Annotated in this window: 19 protein-coding genes; 6 read left to right on the top strand and 13 right to left on the bottom strand. The window is 46.0% G+C overall.

Annotated features, from left to right (window positions below):
* Positions 1-33: 33 nt before the first annotated feature.
* A complete protein-coding gene (locus G632_RS0105360) occupies positions 34-1515 on the bottom strand; it encodes a glycoside hydrolase family 43 protein (protein ID WP_022767997.1) in 1482 nt (493 codons plus the stop codon).
* Between the two features lie 175 nt (positions 1516-1690).
* Here G632_RS0105360 and G632_RS22500 point away from each other — a divergent pair, with 175 nt between their 5' ends.
* From G632_RS22500 to G632_RS0105340, 4 genes are all read left to right on the top strand, one after another.
* Complete coding sequence (locus G632_RS22500; protein ID WP_022767996.1) at positions 1691-4468, top strand: carboxylesterase family protein; 2778 nt, start codon at positions 1691-1693, stop codon at positions 4466-4468.
* A gap of 341 nt (positions 4469-4809) precedes the next feature.
* A complete protein-coding gene (locus G632_RS0105350; RefSeq protein WP_022767995.1) occupies positions 4810-6618 on the top strand; it encodes an extracellular solute-binding protein in 1809 nt (602 codons plus the stop codon).
* A 102-nt stretch (positions 6619-6720) separates the two neighbouring features.
* Complete coding sequence (locus G632_RS0105345) at positions 6721-7659, top strand: ABC transporter permease (protein WP_026512402.1); 939 nt, start codon at positions 6721-6723, stop codon at positions 7657-7659.
* Between the two features lie 12 nt (positions 7660-7671).
* The gene (locus G632_RS0105340; protein WP_022767993.1) at positions 7672-8586 is read left to right on the top strand and encodes a carbohydrate ABC transporter permease; all 915 of its coding nucleotides are present in this window, start codon (positions 7672-7674) and stop codon (positions 8584-8586) included.
* A 90-nt stretch (positions 8587-8676) separates the two neighbouring features.
* On the opposite strand, the gene atpC is transcribed toward G632_RS0105340, so the two are convergent.
* From atpC to G632_RS0105290, 10 genes are read right to left on the bottom strand one after another with little or no spacing between them, the layout of a single operon-like run.
* A complete protein-coding gene (gene atpC / locus G632_RS0105335) occupies positions 8677-9096 on the bottom strand; it encodes an ATP synthase F1 subunit epsilon (protein ID WP_022767992.1) in 420 nt (139 codons plus the stop codon).
* A 12-nt stretch (positions 9097-9108) separates the two neighbouring features.
* Complete coding sequence (atpD, locus tag G632_RS0105330) at positions 9109-10500, bottom strand: F0F1 ATP synthase subunit beta (protein ID WP_022766443.1); 1392 nt, start codon at positions 10498-10500, stop codon at positions 9109-9111.
* 33 nt (positions 10501-10533) lie between these two features.
* Entirely contained in the window at positions 10534-11394 is an 861-nt protein-coding gene (atpG, locus tag G632_RS0105325) for an ATP synthase F1 subunit gamma (RefSeq protein ID WP_022767991.1), read from the bottom strand.
* An 18-nt stretch (positions 11395-11412) separates the two neighbouring features.
* A complete protein-coding gene (gene atpA, locus G632_RS0105320) occupies positions 11413-12936 on the bottom strand; it encodes a F0F1 ATP synthase subunit alpha (RefSeq protein WP_022767990.1) in 1524 nt (507 codons plus the stop codon).
* 29 nt (positions 12937-12965) lie between these two features.
* Positions 12966-13505: an ATP synthase F1 subunit delta gene (gene atpH / locus G632_RS0105315; protein ID WP_022767989.1), complete on the bottom strand. Its 540-nt coding sequence runs from the start codon at positions 13503-13505 to the stop codon at positions 12966-12968.
* A gap of 29 nt (positions 13506-13534) precedes the next feature.
* Positions 13535-14032, bottom strand: a complete 498-nt coding sequence (gene atpF / locus G632_RS0105310) for a F0F1 ATP synthase subunit B (protein ID WP_022767988.1) — start codon at positions 14030-14032, stop codon at positions 13535-13537.
* Positions 14033-14049: 17 nt separating this feature from the next.
* On the bottom strand, positions 14050-14331 hold the full coding sequence (gene atpE, locus G632_RS0105305) for an ATP synthase F0 subunit C (protein ID WP_013279572.1): 282 nt from the start codon (positions 14329-14331) through the stop codon (positions 14050-14052).
* A gap of 58 nt (positions 14332-14389) precedes the next feature.
* Entirely contained in the window at positions 14390-15160 is a 771-nt protein-coding gene (locus tag G632_RS0105300; protein WP_022767987.1) for a F0F1 ATP synthase subunit A, read from the bottom strand.
* 10 nt (positions 15161-15170) lie between these two features.
* Positions 15171-15581 carry an ATP synthase subunit I gene (locus G632_RS0105295; protein WP_022767986.1) on the bottom strand — a complete coding sequence of 137 codons (411 nt, stop codon included), beginning with the start codon at positions 15579-15581 and terminating at the stop codon, positions 15171-15173.
* 27 nt (positions 15582-15608) lie between these two features.
* Positions 15609-15887 carry an AtpZ/AtpI family protein gene (locus G632_RS0105290; RefSeq protein ID WP_022766435.1) on the bottom strand — a complete coding sequence of 93 codons (279 nt, stop codon included), beginning with the start codon at positions 15885-15887 and terminating at the stop codon, positions 15609-15611.
* Between the two features lie 208 nt (positions 15888-16095).
* Here G632_RS0105290 and G632_RS0105285 point away from each other — a divergent pair, with 208 nt between their 5' ends.
* A complete protein-coding gene (locus G632_RS0105285; protein ID WP_022767985.1) occupies positions 16096-17457 on the top strand; it encodes a GGDEF domain-containing protein in 1362 nt (453 codons plus the stop codon).
* A 28-nt stretch (positions 17458-17485) separates the two neighbouring features.
* On the opposite strand, the gene aspS is transcribed toward G632_RS0105285, so the two are convergent.
* On the bottom strand, positions 17486-19294 hold the full coding sequence (gene aspS / locus G632_RS0105280) for an aspartate--tRNA ligase (RefSeq protein ID WP_022767984.1): 1809 nt from the start codon (positions 19292-19294) through the stop codon (positions 17486-17488).
* A gap of 236 nt (positions 19295-19530) precedes the next feature.
* Entirely contained in the window at positions 19531-20895 is a 1365-nt protein-coding gene (gene mgtE, locus G632_RS0105275; protein ID WP_022767983.1) for a magnesium transporter, read from the bottom strand.
* Between the two features lie 368 nt (positions 20896-21263).
* Here mgtE and G632_RS21920 point away from each other — a divergent pair, with 368 nt between their 5' ends.
* On the top strand, positions 21264-21416 hold the full coding sequence (locus tag G632_RS21920; protein ID WP_022767982.1) for a hypothetical protein: 153 nt from the start codon (positions 21264-21266) through the stop codon (positions 21414-21416).
* Positions 21417-21486: the final 70 nt, after the last annotated feature.

Here is a 21486-nt window from a genome sequence, read left to right as displayed (position 1 = left end):
CATATCTTACAAAACAGTTTTCGCCGCGCAAGATCACTCTACAAATTTCCAGGAATAGAACTCAAAGCCTTCACCCTCAAAGACAAAGTACAGATCATGAATTCCTACAGCCTGAGTATCGAGCCTGTTTGAAATCTTAATGAGCTCTTCTCCGGCGTCCACTCCCTTTACAGGCTCCATGCCAACTTCAATCTCCTCTATGGGCTTTGACTCAGGTGAGTCTAGGCATACAAGGATCTTGCCTCTTATCTTATCTGACCTTCTTCCGTCAGCTCTTTTCACCATAACTTCCACAAGCCTTGCAGGATCTGCGCCAAAGTCCACACCACTTATCTGCACCCAGCTTCCGCTCTTGATTGCAGTCAGGATCATGTCGCCGGAGCCGTATTTAACTGCCTCTTCTCCGTACTGCCTTGTGGCAACACCTGCTGAATTTGACATGGTAACTGCTTTTGTCTCCACGTAAGGATCGACGCACTTAAGCTGCCTAACACCCTCTCTTGTAGCAACGCTGGCAGAAGGCTGCCCCTTCTCATCGATCACAAGCTTGTCAATGCTGGTGCTGCGATAGCCCTTAAGAATGCCCATGCTCTCCTCTAATATCCTTGAGTGGTAGGTGATGTAATACTCGCCCTCAAACTTAAACATACAGTGGTGGTTATTTCCGCCAAGTCCAAAGAAATGCTCAGGATTCTTAAGAACAGGATTTGCCATCTCAAAAGGTCCCATGGGATCATCGGAAACCATGGTTACTATCTCGCCCTGCTCAAAGCCTTTTTCCTTCTCGGCTTCAGGTGTCATGGAGAAGTTTGAGCAGTAGGAATAATAGTACTTTCCATCAATCTTATTTATGCCGGAATCCTCAAAGAGATAGGATACATTTTCTATGGGCTTCGGATCTCCCACGATAGAGATCATGTCTTTTCCAAGCTTGACAACCCTTGCTGTTCCGGGATCAGAAGCTTTGTCATCAGACGGAACTCCGCCCCCGAAATATATGTAGCTCTCGCCGTCATCATCCATGAGAACTGCAGGGTCAAAGAGCCATGTTACCTCGGCACAGGTGGGTGTTTCTCTTGATATAAGCGCATGTCCAAGAGGATCGGTAAACGGTCCTACAGGGCTGTCTGCCGTAAGGACTGCGATTCCGTTTCCGCTGTTAGCAAAGTACAAAAAGAACTTGTCCTTCCCATCTATTGTCTTCCATGCTGCTGCCGGCGCCCAGGAATTTCCGCCCCATTTCGCCTGGCCGTTTGCACCTGCTGCATAGACCGTTCCGTGGTCCGTCCAGTTAACAAGGTCGTCAGATGAAATGACGCTGATCTTGTCGATCTTACTATAGGTATTCTCCTGGATTTCCCCGATGTCATTGACCTCCGGATAATCCAGTGTCATGTAAATATATACTCTTCCCTTGTACTCAAGTGCATAGGGGTCAGCTCCGAATCTCTGCACCATTACAGGGTTGTGGTCTGAAAGCGCCTTGTAGCTGCTTAGGATCTTGATATCACTCATTTTGGTAATCCTCCAAATTTAGGTTCATGTTATAGAAAAATATACACCAAGATTTATTTCCGTTTCTTTTCATAAATTGCTAATTTATTGCCATTATTTGATTGGAAGATGGTGGCCGTCGAGAATAAATTAAAATTAATGAACTATATAATTCATGAGAATAAGGGGAAAAATCATGCTTAGAGAAACAGTAACAGAAAACGGAAAAGTCAGGGGACTTCCCGGAAATGACCCTCGTATCACGGTCTTTAAGGGCATCCCTTTTGCAGCACCACCTATAGGAAAAAACAGATGGAGAGCGCCACAACCGGTGCAGAACTGGGAGGGGACACTGGACGCCTTTGAGTTTGGTCCCATCTCAATGCAGGATACACCGGGCATCGGCGAGCTCGTTTATAACCGCGAGTGGCACGTTGATCCCGAAATCAGAAACAGCGAGGACTGCCTCTACCTCAACATTTGGACACCTGCCAAAAAAGCCGATGTAAAACTCCCCGTCCTTGTATGGATCTACGGCGGAGGCTTCCAGTGGGGCTACACGGCAGAGATGGAATTTAACGGAGAACCTCTTGCTGAGAGAGGTGTCATTGTCGTTAGCATTGCCTACCGTCTTGGATGCTTTGGCTTTATGGCTCATCCCGAGATAACAGGCGAGTCACCTGCTTCTCCTTCCAACTTCGGTCTTCTCGACCAGAAGGCAGGCCTTGACTGGGTTAAAAGAAATATCGCCTCCTTCGGCGGAGACCCGGATAGGATCACTATCGGAGGCCAGTCAGCAGGCGGAGCCAGCGTTCAGCATCAGCTCAGCTGCGAAGACAACAAAGACATCATCAAGGCTGCAGCGATCTTTAGCGGAATCATAAGACTCGATAATTCAGATGCAGACATCTTCCATCCATTAAACCTTAAGCAGGCAGAGGACCTCGGAAAAGAATTCTTTGAGAGCCTTGGTGTAAAAGATCTGGAAGAAGCACGAGCTCTTTCTTCAAGGGAGCTTCTTGATGGCTACAACAAATTTGCAGAAACTCACAGAAGAATGTTCCCGATCATCGACGGACTCTTTTGCAAGGATGATCCCACAGAAAATATTGCAAACGGCAAGAGCCTTAATGTTCCCATCATTTCAGGAAACACCACGGATGAGTTTTCAGAAGCCGGCGTAAACATGGTTGAGCGCTCTGTTAAGCAGGTGTTCTTAAAAGCAAACGAAAATCGTCCTGATCAGAAGCTTTACTACTACAGATTTGATCCCGACATTCCGGGAGACGGTCATGCGGGAGATTCTTATCCCGGCACTTTCCACTCGGTAGATCTGTGGTTCTTCTTCGATACACTTCACATGTGTCACAGGCCCTACGCAGGAAGGCACTTTGAGCTGGCCTGTCAGATGTGCGACTACTTTGCAAACTTTATCAAGACAGGTGATCCCAACGGATGTGGCAAGGACAGAACTCCTCTTCCGAAGTGGGAGCCTTTTGCAGATGCAGCCAGAAACGAAATGGAGTTTCTTGGCCGCGGAGCATCACCAAGGCAGGAGGGCGGCATAAGACAGGGCAGCAAGAAGCAGGCAGTCAACCCCTATCTTCCATCCTGGGAATACATCCCGGACGGCGAACCTTACGTATTCGGAGACAGGGTTTATGTCTACGGTTCACACGATCTTGTGGGAGGAGAGACCTTCTGCCTCGGAGATTATGTGTGCTGGTCAGCGCCTGTTAATGACCTCGGCAACTGGCACTATGAGGGTGTTATCTATCCCAAGACTTCAGATCCTTTAAACCCTGACGGACATCAGTGCCTCTATGCACCTGATATCACAGTCGGACCGGATGGCAGATACTATCTCTACTACGTCCTCGACAAAGAAAATGTCGTGTCGGTAGCAGTAGCCGATACTCCTGCAGGACCTTTTGAATTCTACGGATATGTTCACTACGAAGACGGAACAAAGCTTGGCAAAAAAGCCGGCGACGAGCCACAGTTTGACCCCGGTGTAATGACAGAGGGAAATATCACTTACCTCTACACAGGCTTCTGCGGACATGGCGACAAGTCAAGGCACGGTGCAATGTACACAGTCCTTGGAAAAGACATGCTGACAGTAGTCAAGGCTCCGGAGATAATCGTGCCCGGTGCCAAGTACAGCCAGGGAACTGATTTCGAAGGACACGCTTTCTTCGAAGCTCCATCCATCAGAAAACGCGGTAATACCTACTACTTCATTTACTCATCGGAAGTTATGCACGAGCTGTGCTATGCAACATCTGATAAACCGGAAGGCCCATTTACCTACGGCGGCGTTATCGTAAGTAACTGCGACCTCCATATAGATACCTACAAAAATGCCGAGGATCCATCCGGTTACGGCGCCAACAACCACGGCAGCATCGTGGAAATTGAAGGCAGCTGGTATATCTTTTACCACAGACATACCCATGGCACCTGGTTCTCAAGACAGGGCTGCGCAGAGAGGATCGAGTTTACAGAAGACGGCAGGATCCCTCAGGTAGAGATCACTTCCTGCGGGCTTAACGGCGCTCCTCTTAAGGACATCGGTGAATACCCTGCTTACATTGCCTGCAACATCTTCACTCCCGAGAAGAAGATGTATGTTGAGGACAGCGCTCCAAGGGTTGTCCAGGAGGGTGGCGATGGCGACCAGAACGACGGCTACATCAAGGGAATCACAGACGGAACGACCATTGGATTTAAGTACTTTGATTTTAATGATGTTAAGGGACTTCGCATTAAGACAAGGGCATACTTTGATGGCCACTTTGAAATTAAGACCGATCTTTCAAAAGAGACTTTGGCTCTTTTAACAGCAATCGGATCAAACATCTGGACAGCCCACGAATGCAGGTTTGATGCGGTTTCCGGAGAAAATCCGCTTTACCTTATATATAAAGGAAGCGGGAGCTGTTCTCTTAAGTCTGTTGAGTTCCTTCACTGAGCATTCATTGGCAAGACCTTGCCAATATTTGATTGGAATGGGGTGGTCCTGATGTTATACATTACTATTAACATTAGGACAGTCATTCAGACTTTATATGGCAATATGACAAGAAATTTGGCACAAATTATTAATTATACCAAATAAACATGTCCATTTTGCACAATAAAAAGAAACAAAAAGTAAATTTTCTGTTAAAGAAGTAAAAAAAGTGCTTATTGAAGTAAAAGAATTCCATTCTATCAAAATTTTCTGAGTTCTATAATAATCCATGAAAAGTGTCACATAATCATACTTTTTTTGGACCAAATAAAAAAAGTAAAAGGGAGAAAGGGGTAATTATGAAAAACAAAGCAATGAAAAAAGTTGTTGCTCTGTCAATGAGCACAATGCTCATGGCAACTGCTCTTGTAGGTTGTGGTGAAGCAGCTCAGAGCACAGGCGACAGCGCACAGACATCAAATGGGGGCACAGAGACAGCAGCACCTGCTACTACAGACACAGCAGCAGACACAACAGCAGCTGCAGAAGAAAAGACTTATGCACCTGACGAGATCGTTGACTTCACATTCTTCGCAGGAATGCCCGGAACAGAGATCAACAGCGGTAACAACGAGATCCAGGACATGATCGCAGAGAAGACCGGTGTTCGTCTTAAAGAGACATGGCTGACAGGTCAGACAGTTTCAGAGGCAATCGGATCAATCATCGCATCAGGAACATATCCTGACCTTATCGATGGTGGTGACGGATCTACAGATCTTTACAACGAAGGTGTTCTTATTCCTTGGGATGAGTACCTTGAGAGTGGCAAGTATCCTAACCTTACAAACTACTACACTCCTACAGAGTGGGATCAGTTCAGACAGGATGACGGACACATCTACTGGTGCAACGTATTCCAGAACACAAAGGGCGCTCCTACAGGAACAGCTCACAACGACGAAGCATTCTGGATTCAGGCAAGAGTTCTTGAGTGGGATAACTACCCGGAGATCAAGACACTTGATCAGTACTTCGATCTTCTTGAGAGATATGCAGCAGCTAATCCTAAGACCAAAGACGCTAACGGCAACGAGATGGATATCATCCCTTACACATGCCTTTGCGATGACTGGAGATACTTCTGTATTGAGAACGCTCCTCAGTTCCTTGATGGATATCCAAACGACGGTTCTGTAATCGTTGATTTCGAGGGCAAGGATCCTACAATCGTTGACTACAATACAACTCCTACAGCTAAGAGATACTTCGCTAAGCTGAACGAAGAGTATAAGAAGGGTATCGTTGATAAGGACTTCGGAACACAGAAGTACGACGACTATATCCAGAAGCTTTCAAACGGTAACGTACTTGGTATGTGCGATCAGTACTGGGATTTCCAGCAGATCAACGACGCACTCCTTACAGCAGGTCTTGATGTTCAGGGCTGCAACTACGTTCCTCTTGGACTTACAATTGACGAGGGAATGGACAACCGTTGGCATACATACGGCGACACACTTAACACAGCTTCAGGTATCGCAGTTACAACAAGCTGCGCAGACCCTGACCTTGCATTCTCATTCCTTGACAAGATGCTTGACCAGGATATCATGAACCTTCGTTTCTGGGGTGTTGAAGGTGTTGACTACCTCGTAGACGATAACGGACTCTTCTACAGAACTCCTGAAATCAGAGCGAAGGTAGCAGATCCTAAGTACAAAGCAGATCATATGTGCACATACAGCTACCTTCCTCAGTACGGCGGAACAAGCGACGATGGAAAGAACGCTAACCTTCCTGAAGAGCAGCCTTCAGAGTTCTATGATAAGTTAGCTGAACCTCTTAAGAAGTGCTTCGACGCTTACGGTGCTAAGAACTATCCTGATCTCATCGGATCAGTTGTAGAAGATGTAAACGCAACACATCCTTGGTTCCCTATGTGGTCATACTCAAACAACCTTGATACATCAACACAGGGTGGTGTAGCTTGGACAAAGATGGGTGAAGTTAAGCACGAGTGGCTTCCTAAGGTAGTTATGGCTTCAGACTTCGAGAGCGAGTGGAACAACTACATGAAAGCTTATGAAGGATGCAATCCTCAGGACTTCCTTAGCCAGATGCAGGAAGAGCTCGACAGAAGAGTAGCAGCAAATTCAGGCAACTAATGCTTTAATTCTTGTTCTAGATGATAAGGCAGCCATATGCAGCTTAATAAGTATATGGCTGCCTTTTTATACAGAATTATTAAACGAAAGGTACCAAAAGGGATGAGTAAAACCGCCGCAAATAAAAAGAAAACGGTCATCACAAGAAAAGAACTCGCCAAGCAAAAGGTTCTTATAGCATGGTCTGCAGTATTTGTAATCTACGGATTTATCTTCTGTTATCTGCCCCTGGCCGGCTGGTTGATGGCTTTTGAAAACTATAAAAACAAGACAGGCCTCTTCCACTCAAAGTGGGTTGGACTTGAAAAATTCAGATTCCTGTTCTCGGATGTAACCTTCCTTAAGGTTATCAGAAACACTTTCTGCATGGGAACATTGAATCTTATCTTCACTACTCTCACAGCTATCGTCTTTGCGATCCTCTTAAATGAGTTCAGACTGCTGAGAGCCAAGAAGGTAGTACAGACAATCTCCTACCTTCCACACTTCCTTTCATGGATCATTGTTACAGGTATTTTGAATGATGCCCTTTCATCAACAGGTATCATAAACGAGCTTTTAGTTAAATTTGGTTTAGTAAAAGACACCGTTCCGTTCTTCTCGATACCGGCTCTGTTCTGGCCTATCGTAACCTTCGCACATGTTTGGAAGGAAACAGGATGGAACGCGATCATATATCTTTCAGCTATCACATCCATTGATCCCTGCCTGTATGAGGCAGCTTCCATCGATGGTGCAGGTAGATGGGGCAAGATCAAGAACGTTACATTGCCCGGAATCAAGCCTACGATTATTATCCTGCTTATTATGAACATGGGAAATCTGCTTAATGCAGGTTTCGAAGTACAGTATCTCTTAGGAAACGGACTTGTAAAGAGCGTATCAGATACCATCGATATCTACGTTCTGACCTGGGGTATCAGCCAGAATGACTATTCCCTCGGTACTGCAGCCGGTATCTTTAAGAGTGTAGTATCCATAGTGATCATAGTACTTGCAAATCAGATCGCTAAGAAGACCGGCGAAGAAAGGTTATTCTAAGGGAGGTGCTGTATGGAAAAGAATGAGATTAAGTCAGGTGGACTTCATAAATTAAGTGCATGGGATGTAGTTTTCTACATTTTCCTTTATCTATTCATGCTGATCTTCTGTATAGTAACCATTTACCCGGTACTTAACACACTGGCCATTTCGTTTAACGACGGTGTCGACGCCATGAGAGGCGGTGTACATCTCTGGCCAAGAATCTTTACTACACAGAACTATTCCGCAGTACTTGCCCTTCGTAATATCGGACGCGGCGCTGTTATTTCAGTTTTAAGAACCGTTCTCGGAACAATTTTCGCAGTTGCAGCCAATGCGCTTCTTGCATTCATTGTAAGCCAGAAGAACTTCGTGTTCAGATCACAGCTTTCACTCTTCTGGGTTATCACAATGTATGTTAACGGTGGTATGATCCCTGTAATGCTTTTGTACAGAAACCTTCATCTCACCAATTCCTTCTGGGTATATGTAATCCCGGGAATGATAAGCGGTTTCAACATGCTGGTTATGAGAACCTACATGGAAGGTCTTCCGGATTCACTTCAGGAAGCAGCACAGATCGACGGTGCCGGTTACATGAAGATCTTCTTATCGGTTGTATCTCCTTTGTGTAAACCTATCTACGCAACAATTGCTCTTTTCGTTGCTGTAGGTCAGTGGAACTCCTGGTTCGATACAATGCTTTACAACCGTATGGCAGATCAGTACACAACACTCCAGTACGAGCTGATGAAGATGCTTTCAGCCGTTACCTCCCTTAAGGGTAACGCAGGTGCTGCTACTACAGGAACACAGGTTAACATCACTCCTGTTTCCGTAAGAGCTGCAGCTACCATCATTACAATGGCTCCTATAGTTATGCTCTACCCGTTCCTGCAGAGATACTTTGTTGCAGGTCTTACAATCGGCGGCGTAAAGGAGTAATTATATATAACCCTTACACAATTAATTGGAAATGCCCCCGGCGTAATGCCGGGGGCGTTTTCTTTATGTTTAAAACTCTTAATACAATTCTTATTTTTCGCGATCCTGATGACCGGTGGAACCAAGTCGTACGAGCGCTCTGTAGAGCTTAGCCTCAGCTCTTACTCTGGCTTCCTTGTCCAGGAGCTGGTCTGAAAGTCTCTCTTCAGCTTTTGCTTTAGCAGCCTTAGCACGCTCAATATCAATATCTTCACTCCACTCCCAGGTGGTAGGGAAGACTTTGACTTCACCCTTTAAGACTGAAAGCATTCCACCGATACAGGCTGCTTTTCTCTCTGTGCCGTCTTCCATGGTCACTCTCGCTGTGCCCATTCCAATAGCGGTACAGTAGTCAGTGTGGCGAGCAAGGATCTCAACATCACCGTCTATTGTACGCAGAAGCAGCTTCTGAACTTCTCCATCGAAATCCAGGCCATCCATGGAGACAACCTGTAAATGATAACTAGACATAAGTCGCTCCTTTTACTTTTTAGCCTTTTCGAAGACTTCGTCAATGGTTCCAACAAGAAGGAATGCTGACTCCGGAAGATCATCACACTCACCGTCAAGGATCATCTTGAATCCACGGATAGTCTCCTTAAGAGGAACGTACTTTCCGGGAAGTCCTGTGAACTGCTCAGCAACTGAGAAGCTCTGTGACAGGAAGTTCTGAACCTTACGTGCTCTGTAAACGGTAAGCTTATCTTCCTCTGACAGCTCGTCCATACCCATGATAGCAATGATATCCTGAAGTTCACGATATCTCTGAAGCACCTGCTGTACTCCCTTTGCTACTTCATAATGCTCTTTTCCTACGATATCAGGTGAAAGGATACGGCTTGTTGAATCTAGAGGATCAACCGCCGGATAAATACCCTTTGAAGCGATATCTCTGGAAAGAACCGTTGTAGCATCCAGGTGAGTGAAAGTTGTAGCAGGAGCAGGGTCAGTAAGGTCGTCCGCAGGTACGTATACGGCCTGAACGGATGTAATTGAACCCTTCTTGGTTGATGTGATACGCTCCTGAAGAGCACCCATCTCAGTAGCCAGTGTAGGCTGATAACCTACGGCTGAAGGCATACGTCCAAGGAGGGCGGAAACCTCAGATCCGGCCTGTGTGAAACGGAAGATGTTATCGATGAAAAGAAGCACGTCCTGATTCTTTACATCACGGAAGTATTCAGCCATTGTAAGTCCGGAAAGACCAACTCTCATTCTGGCTCCCGGTGGCTCGTTCATCTGACCGTAAACCAGTGCGGTCTTATCGATAACTCCACTTTCCTTCATTTCTCCGTAAAGATCGTTACCTTCACGGGTACGCTCTCCAACACCGGTGAATACTGAAATACCACCGTGTGCCTTAGCAACGTTATTGATAAGCTCCATGATAAGAACGGTCTTACCAACTCCGGCACCGCCGAACAGACCGATCTTTCCACCCTTAGCGTAAGGGCAGATAAGGTCTACGACCTTAATACCTGTCTCGAAGATCTCTGTAGCCGGAACCTGATCCTCATAAGAAGGAGCAGGACGATGGATTGGCCATCTCTCTACATCCTCCGGAGCAGGCTCGTTATCTACAGGCTCTCCGAGAAGATTGAAGATTCTACCCAGGCACTTGTCACCAACCGGTACAGTGATTGGGCCTCCTGTGTCTTTTGCATCAACGCCACGAACAAGACCGTCTGTGGAACTCATGGCAACGCAGCGAACTACGTCGTCACCGACCTGCTGAGCAACCTCAGCGATAAGTCTTCTGTCCCCAACCATAATCTCAATAGCATTGTGAAGATCCGGAAGCTCACCCTCTTTAAAGCGGATGTCAAGTACAGGGCCTGTAACCTGTATTACCTTTCCAATATGATTTTCACTCATTGTGTTTGACTCCTTAATTTATTAGTAGCATGATCAGCTTTCCGCACCAGCTACTATTTCTGTAATTTCCTGCGTAATGCTTGCCTGACGCGCTCTGTTATAGTACAGACTCAAGGTATCGATCATCTCTTCTGCATTGTCTGTTGCAGCTTCCATCGCGGTTCTTCTGGCCGCAAGCTCACTGGCATAAGAAATGTTGATACTGGAATAAAGAATTCCCGCCAGATATTCCGGAACAATAGCATTGAACACTGTCTCTGAGTCCGGCTCGTACAAGATCAGATCCCTTGCTTTTCCATCAGACTTCAGATCTTCGGATCTAAGGTCCGAGAGAGGAAGAAGTGATGCTGCTGTGGGCACCTGTGAGAGCATGGAAATAAAATTCGTGTAGCACAGGAATATATGTCCGAACTCTCCTGACTTATACGCTTCACAGATCAGCTTGGCAACCTGGAAACAATCCGAGATGTTTACCTTGGCAACCTCTGCGTACTCTTCTGTGAAAAGAGGTACGTTTCTGTGCTTAAAGTATTCTACGGATTTTTTTCCGATGGGAAGAACTGTTACATTATCTCTCCCCTTGGTCTCCTGCTCCATGAACTTAAACAGGTTTGAGTTGTATCCGCCTGCAAGACCTCTGTCTCCGGCGATTACAACGTACAGCCACTTTTCGTTCTCCGCAGCCTTTGTAAAAGGCGACTGGAAATCCGTATTTGAATTGGCTATATCTGTAAGAGTTCCAAGCATGGTCTCAAGGTAGGGCTTAGATGCATCAGCTCTCTCTTTTGCCTTACGAAGTTTGGATGCAGCAACCAGCTGCATGGCCTTCGTGATCTGCATCGTGCTCTGAACGCTCTTGATTCGGAGTTTAACAGCTTTCATTGATCCAGCCATTATCTTATCCTCCTCTTATCAGCCTTTCTGCTTAATGAACTTGTCTGTATAAGCGTCCAGTGCCTCTTTTAACTTGTTCTCAGTTTCAGCCTCGAGCTTACCGGTTTCACGGATGTCACGCATTGCTGCGATTCCGGAAGGATCTGCATCGAGGAAATCATAAAGTCCTGCCTCATACTCTGCAACGTCTGCAACATCAACCTTCATCAGGATGTTGTTGACAACCGCGTAGAGGATAGCAACCTGTTTCTCTACAGGAACCGGTTTGTTCTTATCCTGCTTAAGAACTTCCACGATTCTTTCACCCTGAGCCAGACGGTTCTTGGTATCCTCATCAAGGTCGGATCCGAACTGTGCAAAGCTTGCCAGCTCACGGTACTGTGAATAAACAAGTTTCAAAGTTCCGGCAACCTTCTTCATGGCCTTGATCTGAGCGTTACCACCAACTCGGGATACTGAGATACCGGGGTTAACCGCCGGCATGATGCCTGAGTGGAAGAGCTCTGTCTCAAGGAATATCTGACCATCAGTGATGGAGATAACGTTTGTAGGAATGTATGCCGAAACGTCGCCTGCCTGTGTCTCGATGATAGGAAGGGCTGTAAGTGATCCGCCTCCGTTCTCATCAGAAAGCTTAGCAGCTCTCTCAAGGAGTCTTGAATGCAGGTAGAATACGTCTCCGGGATAAGCTTCACGTCCCGGTGGTCTTCTGATAAGCAGGGAAAGTGCACGGTATGCAACCGCGTGCTTTGAAAGGTCATCATAGATGCAAAGCACATGCTTACCCTGATTCATAAAGTACTCACCCATAGCACAGCCTGTGTATGGTGAAATGTACTGCAGCGGGCTTGGCTCTGACGCTGTAGCTGCTACAACGATGGTGTAGTCCATAGCGCCGCCCTTCTTAAGATCTTCAACCAGTGCTGTAACGGTTGAACGCTTCTGTCCTATAGCTACATAGATACAGATAACGTCTTTTCCCTTCTGGTTAAGAATTGTATCGATGGCGATTGTTGTCTTACCTGTCTGTCTATCGCCGATGATCAGCTCACGCTGTCCTCTTCCGATAGGGATCATGGAATCGATAGCCTTGATACCTGTCTGAAGCGGCTCCTTAACGGGCTGTCTTGCGATAATACCGGGTGCAGGTGACTCAACCGGCCTGTACTCTGTTGATTCGATCGGACCCTGGCCATCGATTGGCTGTCCAATAGCATTTACTACACGTCCGATCATCTGCTCGCCTACAGGAACAGATACGACTCTTCCTGTACGCTTAACGGTCTGTCCTTCGCTGATTCCAACATCCTCGCCGAACAAAACCGCTGAAACTACTGTTTCCTCGAGGTTCTGAGCCATTCCGAATGTTCCGTTCTCAAACTCAAGAAGCTCACCGGACATACAGTTCAAAAGACCGCTGACACGTGCGATACCGTCACCGACTGTGAGAACTGTACCCGTCTCGTTCTGAATGATTGCGTTCTGATAATTCTTTATCTGGCTTCGAATGACCTCGGATATTTTTTCTGGTTTTAACTCCATATCATCCTCCGATGTATTAGTTCATGTAATTAGATGACGATGTCATCAACTCTTTTGCGAAGCTCGGATAACCTGCCCTTGACTGATCCGTCAAAGAGCTGTCCCTCCAGGTCTACTCTGACACCACCCAGGATGCCGGTATCCACTTTCTGTTCCAAAAGGACTTTCTTACCGCTGATCCCTTCAAGTTTCTCTTTTAACTGCGACAGCTGTGCATCCGATAAAGCAACTGCTGTTGTTACCAGTGCATCTGCTATGCCGTGGGCCTCATTATAAGATTTTCTGAATCTCTTATAACAAGCTGAGTACTCACGAAGCAGTCCTTTTTCTATGAGTATCTTGATAAAGTTCAGATGGTAAGTATTTAAGCTGCTTCCCAGCGACTCGTCTACGAGTTGCAGCCTTTCCTTCTTTGGGACTGAAGGCTCCGACAGGAGTGTTATGTAATCGGGATTCTCTTTAAAGATCTCCCTAACACTCACCATTTCGCCCAGTATATCATCCGTAAGGTTCTCTTCCGCTGCCAGATCATACAGGCTCTGCCCATAAAGATCTCCAGCTTTGCTCATTTTCCTTACCTCTTTTCTTCGAAAAAATCTTATGCTCCGACTTTGTTAATAAAGTCCTCAATAAGTTTTTTGTGATCAGCTTCGTTGATCTCTTTCTCAACAACCTTACCTGCAATGTCCATTGCAAGGGAGCTGATCTCGTCCTTGGCCTCGTTGATAGCCTTTTTCTTTTCCTGTTCAATATCAGCAGCCGCTCTGGCTTTAATGCCTGCTGCCTCTTCCTGTGCATCCCTTACCAGTGTGTCAGCCTTACTCTGGGCTTCCTTCTGAGCATCGGATACGATCTGTGCAGCTTCGGCATGAGCATTTGTGAGACTGCTCTCATACTGTTCTTTCAAGGAATCGGCTTCAGTCTTAGCCTCTCTGGCTTCCTTGATCTCTTTATCAGCAAGGTTTCTTCTCTTTTCCAAAATGTCATTGATTGGCTTAAAAAGAAACTTCTTGATCAGAAAGACCTGAATAAAAAGGTTAATGATCTGAATGATAAAGGTCCAAGGCACAAGGGTTACTAGATCTTGTGTCTGCATATTTTATCTCCTTTTTATTACTGAAGGTAATTCATAAACATACCAGGTGCAACGAAGATAAGAAGAAGTCCGGTAACGAAACCGTAGATACCGGTTGTCTCAGCAACGGCACATCCAAGAAGCATTGTTCCTGTTACATCGCCCTTACACTCAGGCTGACGTCCGATAGCTTCGAGAGCCTTTGAAACAGCAGTTCCTTCACCAATACCAGGTCCAATACCTGCGATAAGTGCACATCCTGCACCTATTCCACAACCTGCAAGTGCAATACCTTTTGCCAGCATCTGAAAATCACCCATAATTCTTTTGCCTCCTAAAGCATTTATTGTTTTTTAGTGTTACGTACGTATTAAGTTGTTATCCTTCCTCAGCCGCATTGGCGATGTACATGACGGTCAGCATACAGAAAATGAACGCCTGCATGCATCCTGAGAACCAGTCAAAATACACTCCGGTCACAGCCGGAAGACCAATTCCGAGAATAGGAATGTTGGAAAGGAATTTTCCAACGGCACCGGGTATAAGTCCGAAAAGCGCTGCTGATGCAAGGCCCAGAGCCCAGTAGATCAGTCCGTCAATAACAACACCCGACAGGATATTACCAAAATGACGGCACGCCATACTAACCGGTGTTGCCAACTCAGACAGAATATTGAATGGTGTCATAACTGCAATTGGAGTCGTGAATCCTTTCAAATATCCGCCAAATCCGTTGGTCTTAATCTTTGTAGACGTAATCATGATGAACACGACTATCGCCCAGGCAGCTTCTGTTGACAGATCTGCTGTAGGACTTCTAAGTCCCACAAGACTTATCAGGTTTGAAACCACACTAGTGGCAAAAAGAGCTGATACAAAGGGTATCAGTTTATCAAACTTGTTTCCTCCGGTATTATTGCGGACAAAATTGTTGCCCATCTCTACCAGCATTTCTGCAAAAGCCTGCCTTTTCGAAATGTTCTCGACCTTAAGGTCTCTTGTCAGGAAGATACACAGCCCGGTGATTATGATCATTACGATCCAGCTCACTATGAGGGTCTCGGTGATCTTTAAATCTCCAAGGATCGGAATACCGGTCTTGATAGTCCAGTATATCTTCGCATAATCAACTTCGAAGCTTTGACTCATGCTTTCGCCTTCAACCTCCTTTCCCCGCAGAAATGATACCGCGTAGTTTTATAAATAATGCAGGAACAAGTAGCGGAACTATGCCCGATACAGGATTAAATACCGGGACAACGATCGCCAGTATTATCCACAAGATCTGAAGCAGCAGACGATATCTGTAGCTTACGCCCATTGTAGATCTCGCCGCCTTTTCATCATCCATGGATGCAACTTTTTGCACAGTGATACCCATCCACAGGAAATTTACGACAGCTACTATAAATCCGCCGATTCCTCCCAGGATGACTTTTATATCAAATGGCGCCCAATTAGGAACGACCATGTGCAAACAAAAAAACACTGCGTACATGACAAGTACGCCTACCCCTGTCGCGATGGCAATTCTCCCCGTTTCAGTCTTAACAGCCGGCTGTAATTTCATACCTATATATTCTCCCCAAAAATAGTTTTATATATGCTTACTGAAATAAACCTCATTTGGGTTTCTCTTTATTTTCTTTTTCTCTTCTTTTTGAACAACTGACAGATAAACCTTGTAGGCGGTTGTCATAGAAGCCCCAAGTCCCAATATGAAACCGGGGATATATATCCAGACCGGAAGAGATAACTTGGATACAAGCAGATAACATGCGAAAAGACACATCAGAAGCGGCATCAGAAGTGATAAGCCAAGCTGGCCAACCATGGCGAACTGTCCAATAAGCTTTGAAACATTTCTTACTTCCATCAGGCTTTCTGTGCTCCTTTCTGAAAAATAAAGACCCATAGTCTATTTTACTGCATTTTTAGGGCTTTCACAATAAAAGTGCGACAATTTAAAAGGCTATTTATAAAACTTTTATCAAAATTTCGCCAATTTGAAAGCATTATCTGTTGCTAACAAGACTTATTTTCTGTTAAATTCAAAATAGACACGATTCTAGTATGGAGGTAGTATGCGACGGTTTAAAAGATATCTCATCTGCGTAGATAATGAGCTTAATATCGTTAAAAATGACAATGCATTTTTAAGCTATCTCGGCATGAAAGAATTACATAATTTAAGCCAGATCATTCCGCCGCCTGACATCATGCAGCTCCAGAACTGCATGTTTGCCATAGGGTACGGATCGACAAATCTCACCTGCTTTCGCGTAAGGGCCGGCAACAACAACCTTGACTGGTTTGCGGCCAACATCGAAAAGCCGGAAAATCCTGAGGAGCCGATACAGGTGGAGCTGAGCGATATCCAGTCAATGAAGACCGGAAGCACTGACAGCTACTACGACAAGATGACAGGGCTCTACAACAAGAACACCATCACCGAGTATGCCAAGGATCTGATGGAAGACAAGAGCCATAAGCCTTTTTATTTCTTCCTGATGGACATAGATAACTTCAAGTCGGTGAACGATACTTTCGGCCACATGAGGGGCGATGAGATCATCACCGAGGTAGCTCATATTGCAAAAGAGATCGTTGGAGATAACGGCGTTGTCGGAAGGATTGGCGGCGACGAGTTCATGCTGGTCCTTGAAAAAATCAGCACCGAGCAGGACCTTAGAAACACCCTCATGACCATCCGCAAGACCGTTGAAGAAAAATATCAGAACATCGGAAACAATGTCTGCGTAACCGTATCCATGGGAGGAGCTCTTTTCCCGACAGATGCCATGGACTATGAGAGCATGTTCATGCTAGCGGACAAAATGCTGTACATCGCCAAGACCAAGGGCCGTAACCGATATATCTTTTACTCGCCGCTCATACATGGTAAGGTGCTCTACGACGGGAAGGTAATGACAATTTCCCAGAACATGCTGATGAATCGTGAAAAGAGCAATATGATGATGGGGCTTATGGACAAGCTCATTTCCGAGGGGAATCTGCCTTGCGAATGCGCCTTTGAGCAGATAATAAAGGGCTATACCATAGATGAGATATGCGTGGCGGATCTTGACGGGGAAAAGAGCTATTACAGTCTGCAGAGCCATACCGGAGATGACGGAGAAATTTCTTTTACCCATAACGAATTAGAGCTCCCCATTCTGACGTGCGGAGAGCTGGATGATAAGATTGAAAAGGCGCCTATCTGTGTGATCGGGTTTGATCTGGACAGGGAAAAGAATCCTCAGATAGCCGCGTTTATGAAGAAGAACGACTTAAGGGTCCTTGTGATATACAAGATGAAGCATGGCAAGAGGCCGGGATATATTCTGTACATGAATCACACTCAGAGTTCGTGCAGGCTTTCGCTGACGGACCTGGCGGATCTGACGTATTTTTCTCACATGATAGAAATAAGCGGACAGTGCTGATACACTGCCCGCTCTTTTTTTGATTTTATTATTCTTCTGTCTTAACATCTACGGTTCTGATGTGAAGCTCCTCAAGCTGCTTGTCTGTTACGTATCCGGGAGCGTCCATCATTACGTCCTGAGCATTCTTGTTCATAGGGAACGGAATGATCTCCCTGATGGTATCCTCGCCTGCAAGAAGCATTACCATACGGTCTACACCGGGTGCGATTCCTGCGTGTGGCGGAGCGCCATAGGTGAAGGCGTTGTACATAGCAGGGAACTTGGCCTTAACGTCGTCCTCGCCAAGTCTTACCATCTCGAAGGCCTTGATCATGATCTCGGGATCATGGTTACGAACGGCACCTGATGAAAGCTCAACACCGTTACATACAAGGTCGTACTGATCTGCTGTTATTGAAAGAGGATCGATCTCGCCTCTCTCTGCCTTAAGAAGTGTCTCAAGTCCGCCGGATGGCATTGAGAATGGGTTGTGGCAGAACTCGAGCTCGCCTGACTCCTCACCGATCTCGTACATAGGGAAGTCAACGATCCAGCAGAATGCGTACTGCTCTTTGTCCATGTGACCGGGAACTGCTGCTCCGAAGGTCTTAACGATAACACCGGCTGTCTTCTGAGCTGCGCCGAGCTTGCCTGCTGAGAGAACCACGAGGTCTCCAGACTTGAGTGAAAGAGCTGATACTACGCTGTCCTTGATAGGAGCAACAAACTTGGAGATTCCTCCGACAAGCTCTCCGTTCTCGTCCATTCTGAACCAGTAAGCCTTGTTACCTGACTGAACTTCAACATCGCCGATTGTCTTGTCGATGAACTTACGGCTCTCCTTGAAGTCTGAAATTACAACGGCCTTGATCCTTACGTCTGTGTCCTGTCCGTCCTCGCTCTTACTTGCGAAAGGTCCGAAGCCGCAGTCCTTAAGGGACTCGGTTACGTCAGTAACTGTAAGGTCGATACGAAGATCAGGCTTATCTGATCCGTATTTCTCCATGGCCTCAAGGTATGGGATCCTCATGAAAGGTGATCCTGAAGCACGGTTGTATGTGCCGTATTTAGCAAAGATTGGAGGAAGGACATCCTCACATACTGAGAATACGTCCTCCTGAGATGCAAACGCCATCTCCATATCAAGCTGATAGAACTCTCCCGGGCTTCTGTCTCCTCTCGCATCCTCATCTCTAAAGCAAGGTGCGATCTGGAAGTAGCGATCAAACCCTGCTGTCATAAGAAGCTGCTTGAACTGCTGAGGTGCCTGTGGAAGTGCATAGAACTTACCGGGGTGCTTTCTTGCAGGAACCAGGTAGTCTCTTGCTCCCTCAGGTGATGAAGCTGTAAGGATAGGAGTTGTGATCTCCAAAAATCCGTGCTCTGTCATTGACTGACGAAGAGCTGCAATAACATTGCATCTAAGGACAATGTTCTTCTTAACCTCAGGATTTCTGAGATCTAAGTATCTGTACTTAAGACGTGCTGTCTCATCAGCCTCTCTTGAGTGATTGATCTCAAAAGGAAGCTCGTTGTGCTGGCATCTGCCAAGAACCTCGATTGACTCAGGAACAACCTCGATATCACCGGTTGCCTGCTTAGGATTCTTGGAGCTACGCTCTCTAACAACACCCTTAACGGAAATTGTTGACTCTTTATTGATAGCCTTGGCTGTCTTAACCATTTCTTCTGTATCAAGGACAATCTGAGTTGTGCCATAGAAGTCACGAAGAACTACGAATCCAAGTCCCGATCCGACTTCACGCATGTTCTCAAGCCAGCCTACAAGTGTTACGCTCTTGCCGGCATCCTCAATGCGAAGCTCACCACAGTTATGTGTACGTGATTGCATCATTTGTATTACTCCATTTCTACTCATTACTACTGTTAACCACAACATTTTAGACCATTAGTCGCAATTATTCAAGGGTGAGTCACCGGGGACGTTTCACTTTGACTCATTTTGAGTCACTGGGGACGTTTCAGATTGACTCATTTTGAGTCAATGGGGACGTTTCACTTTGACTCATTTTTGCAAAAATAAAACCTCCGGGTCTGGATAAGAACCAGATTCCGGAGGTATTTCTTTTGCTATGCTACAAGATGCAGCATCCTGGTTGCGATGTTGAAGTAAACCAGAAGAGAGAGTGCATCGACAATTGTTGTAATAAATGGGCTGGCCATAACTGCCGGGTCGAAGCCGATCTTGGATGCCAGCATAGGAAGGCAGCAGCCGACGAGCTTGGCGATGAGCACTACAAAGAGCAGCGTCAGGCAGATTACTGCAGCTACGAGAAATGATACTCTGTCCAAAAGCAGGAGCTTGGCAAAGTTTGCGATTGCCAGTGTTAAGCCACAGAGTACAGCAACTCTGATTTCCTTCCAGATGATCTTGAAGAGATCCTCGAACTCAATCTCTTTTAACGAAAGACCACGGATGATGGAAACGCTTGCCTGGGAACCGGCATTTCCTCCGGTATCCATCAGCATCGGGATGTAGGCGGTGAGTACAACATAGGCTGAGAGTGCATCCTCAAAGCCTGTGATGATGGCGCCTGTAAATGTGGCGCTGATCATGAGGAACAATAGCCACGGTATTCTGTTCTTGTAAGTTTCAAATATACCAACCTTGGGATAGGGCTTGTCGGATGGCACGATAGCTGCCATCTTCTCGATATCCTCGGTAGCCTCTTCTTCAAGGATGTCCACTACGTCATCGATGGTGATGATTCCGACCATACGAGATTCGTTGTCGACAACGGGCATCGCTGTAAAGCCGTATTTCTGGAACATTCTGGCTGCTTCTTCCTGGTCGGTCATGGTTCCGATACTGATGACGTTGGTGTTCATGATGTCACCGATCACGTCGTCAGGCTTCATGATGAGCAGGTATCTAAGGGCAACTGTTCCTACCAGAATCTTCTGCTTGGTTACGACGTAGCAGATGTTGATGGTCTCTGAATCAACGCCCTTTTTCCTGATTCGCTCTATGGCCTCGCTGACCGTCATATCTTCACGCAGGTCAACATACTCCACGGTCATGATGGATCCGGCTGAATCCTCAGGATAGCGAAGCAGGTGGTTAATATCGGCCCTTGTCTCAGGGCTCGCATTGGCCAGAATACGCTTAACAACGCTGGCAGGCATTTCCTCCAGCAGGTCTGTAGCATCATCGGCCATCAGGTTTTCAATTATGTTGGAAGCTTCTCGGTCTGACATGGACTGAATGATGTACTGCTGTACGTCCATTTCCAGATCGGCAAAAACGTCAGCCGCCATATCCTTGGGGAGGATTCTGAACATTTTAAGGGAATCCTCGTCCGCCATCTCACTCATGGCAGCAGCGATATCTACTGTGTTCATCTCAGAGATGGTCTGGCGAAGCAGCGTATATTGCCTGGATGATAGAAGTTCCTGAAGTGTTTCAACGAGAGTCTTTTCTTCTTCTTTTTCCATGGTAATCTCCTTTGTATGTGGTTTTTATGGTACTTCGACCGGGAGCAGAATCACTACTGCATATATGTGAATCAGACTTCATTAAAAACCACCACCTTTCTGTTGGAGATTAGTGCATTGGAATATCTGCATAGAAAGCAGTTGCACTTCAGCACTCTTACTTTATCACAACTACGCTTAAAAGTGTACAAGTATAATCCGCAAATTCGAAATTTTTGATGCGAAGGCAAATGTGACATGTGAATTCATAAAAGAAATAATTCACACAATTTTCAGACATTAAACGATATTTAAACAAATATTGTGATTAAAATTATCTTGAGACTCGTGAGGGGGTGTTGAACAAACACTGACAGGAGGTATCAAAAATGGGAGAACTTAAGGGTATAGCGCAGTACGAAATTGATATGCTGAAGGAGAAGCTTCATGCGAAGGCACTTCATCGCAGGAATGTTTACTTCATGAAAAAAGAAGTTGAGAGAGAAACACAGGAACTTAAGAAACTACTTAACACTCGTTAGGGGCAAAAGACGGGGCGGCGAACATTTATCGTCGCCTCGTCTTATTTTTGAGTCAAAGTGAAACGTCCCC

The organism is Butyrivibrio sp. NC2007 (assembly GCF_000421405.1).
Lineage (GTDB): Bacteria > Bacillota > Clostridia > Lachnospirales > Lachnospiraceae > Butyrivibrio.
The sequence above is the reverse complement of the archived record's forward strand: the minus strand, read 5'-3'. Positions and strand labels throughout refer to the sequence as shown.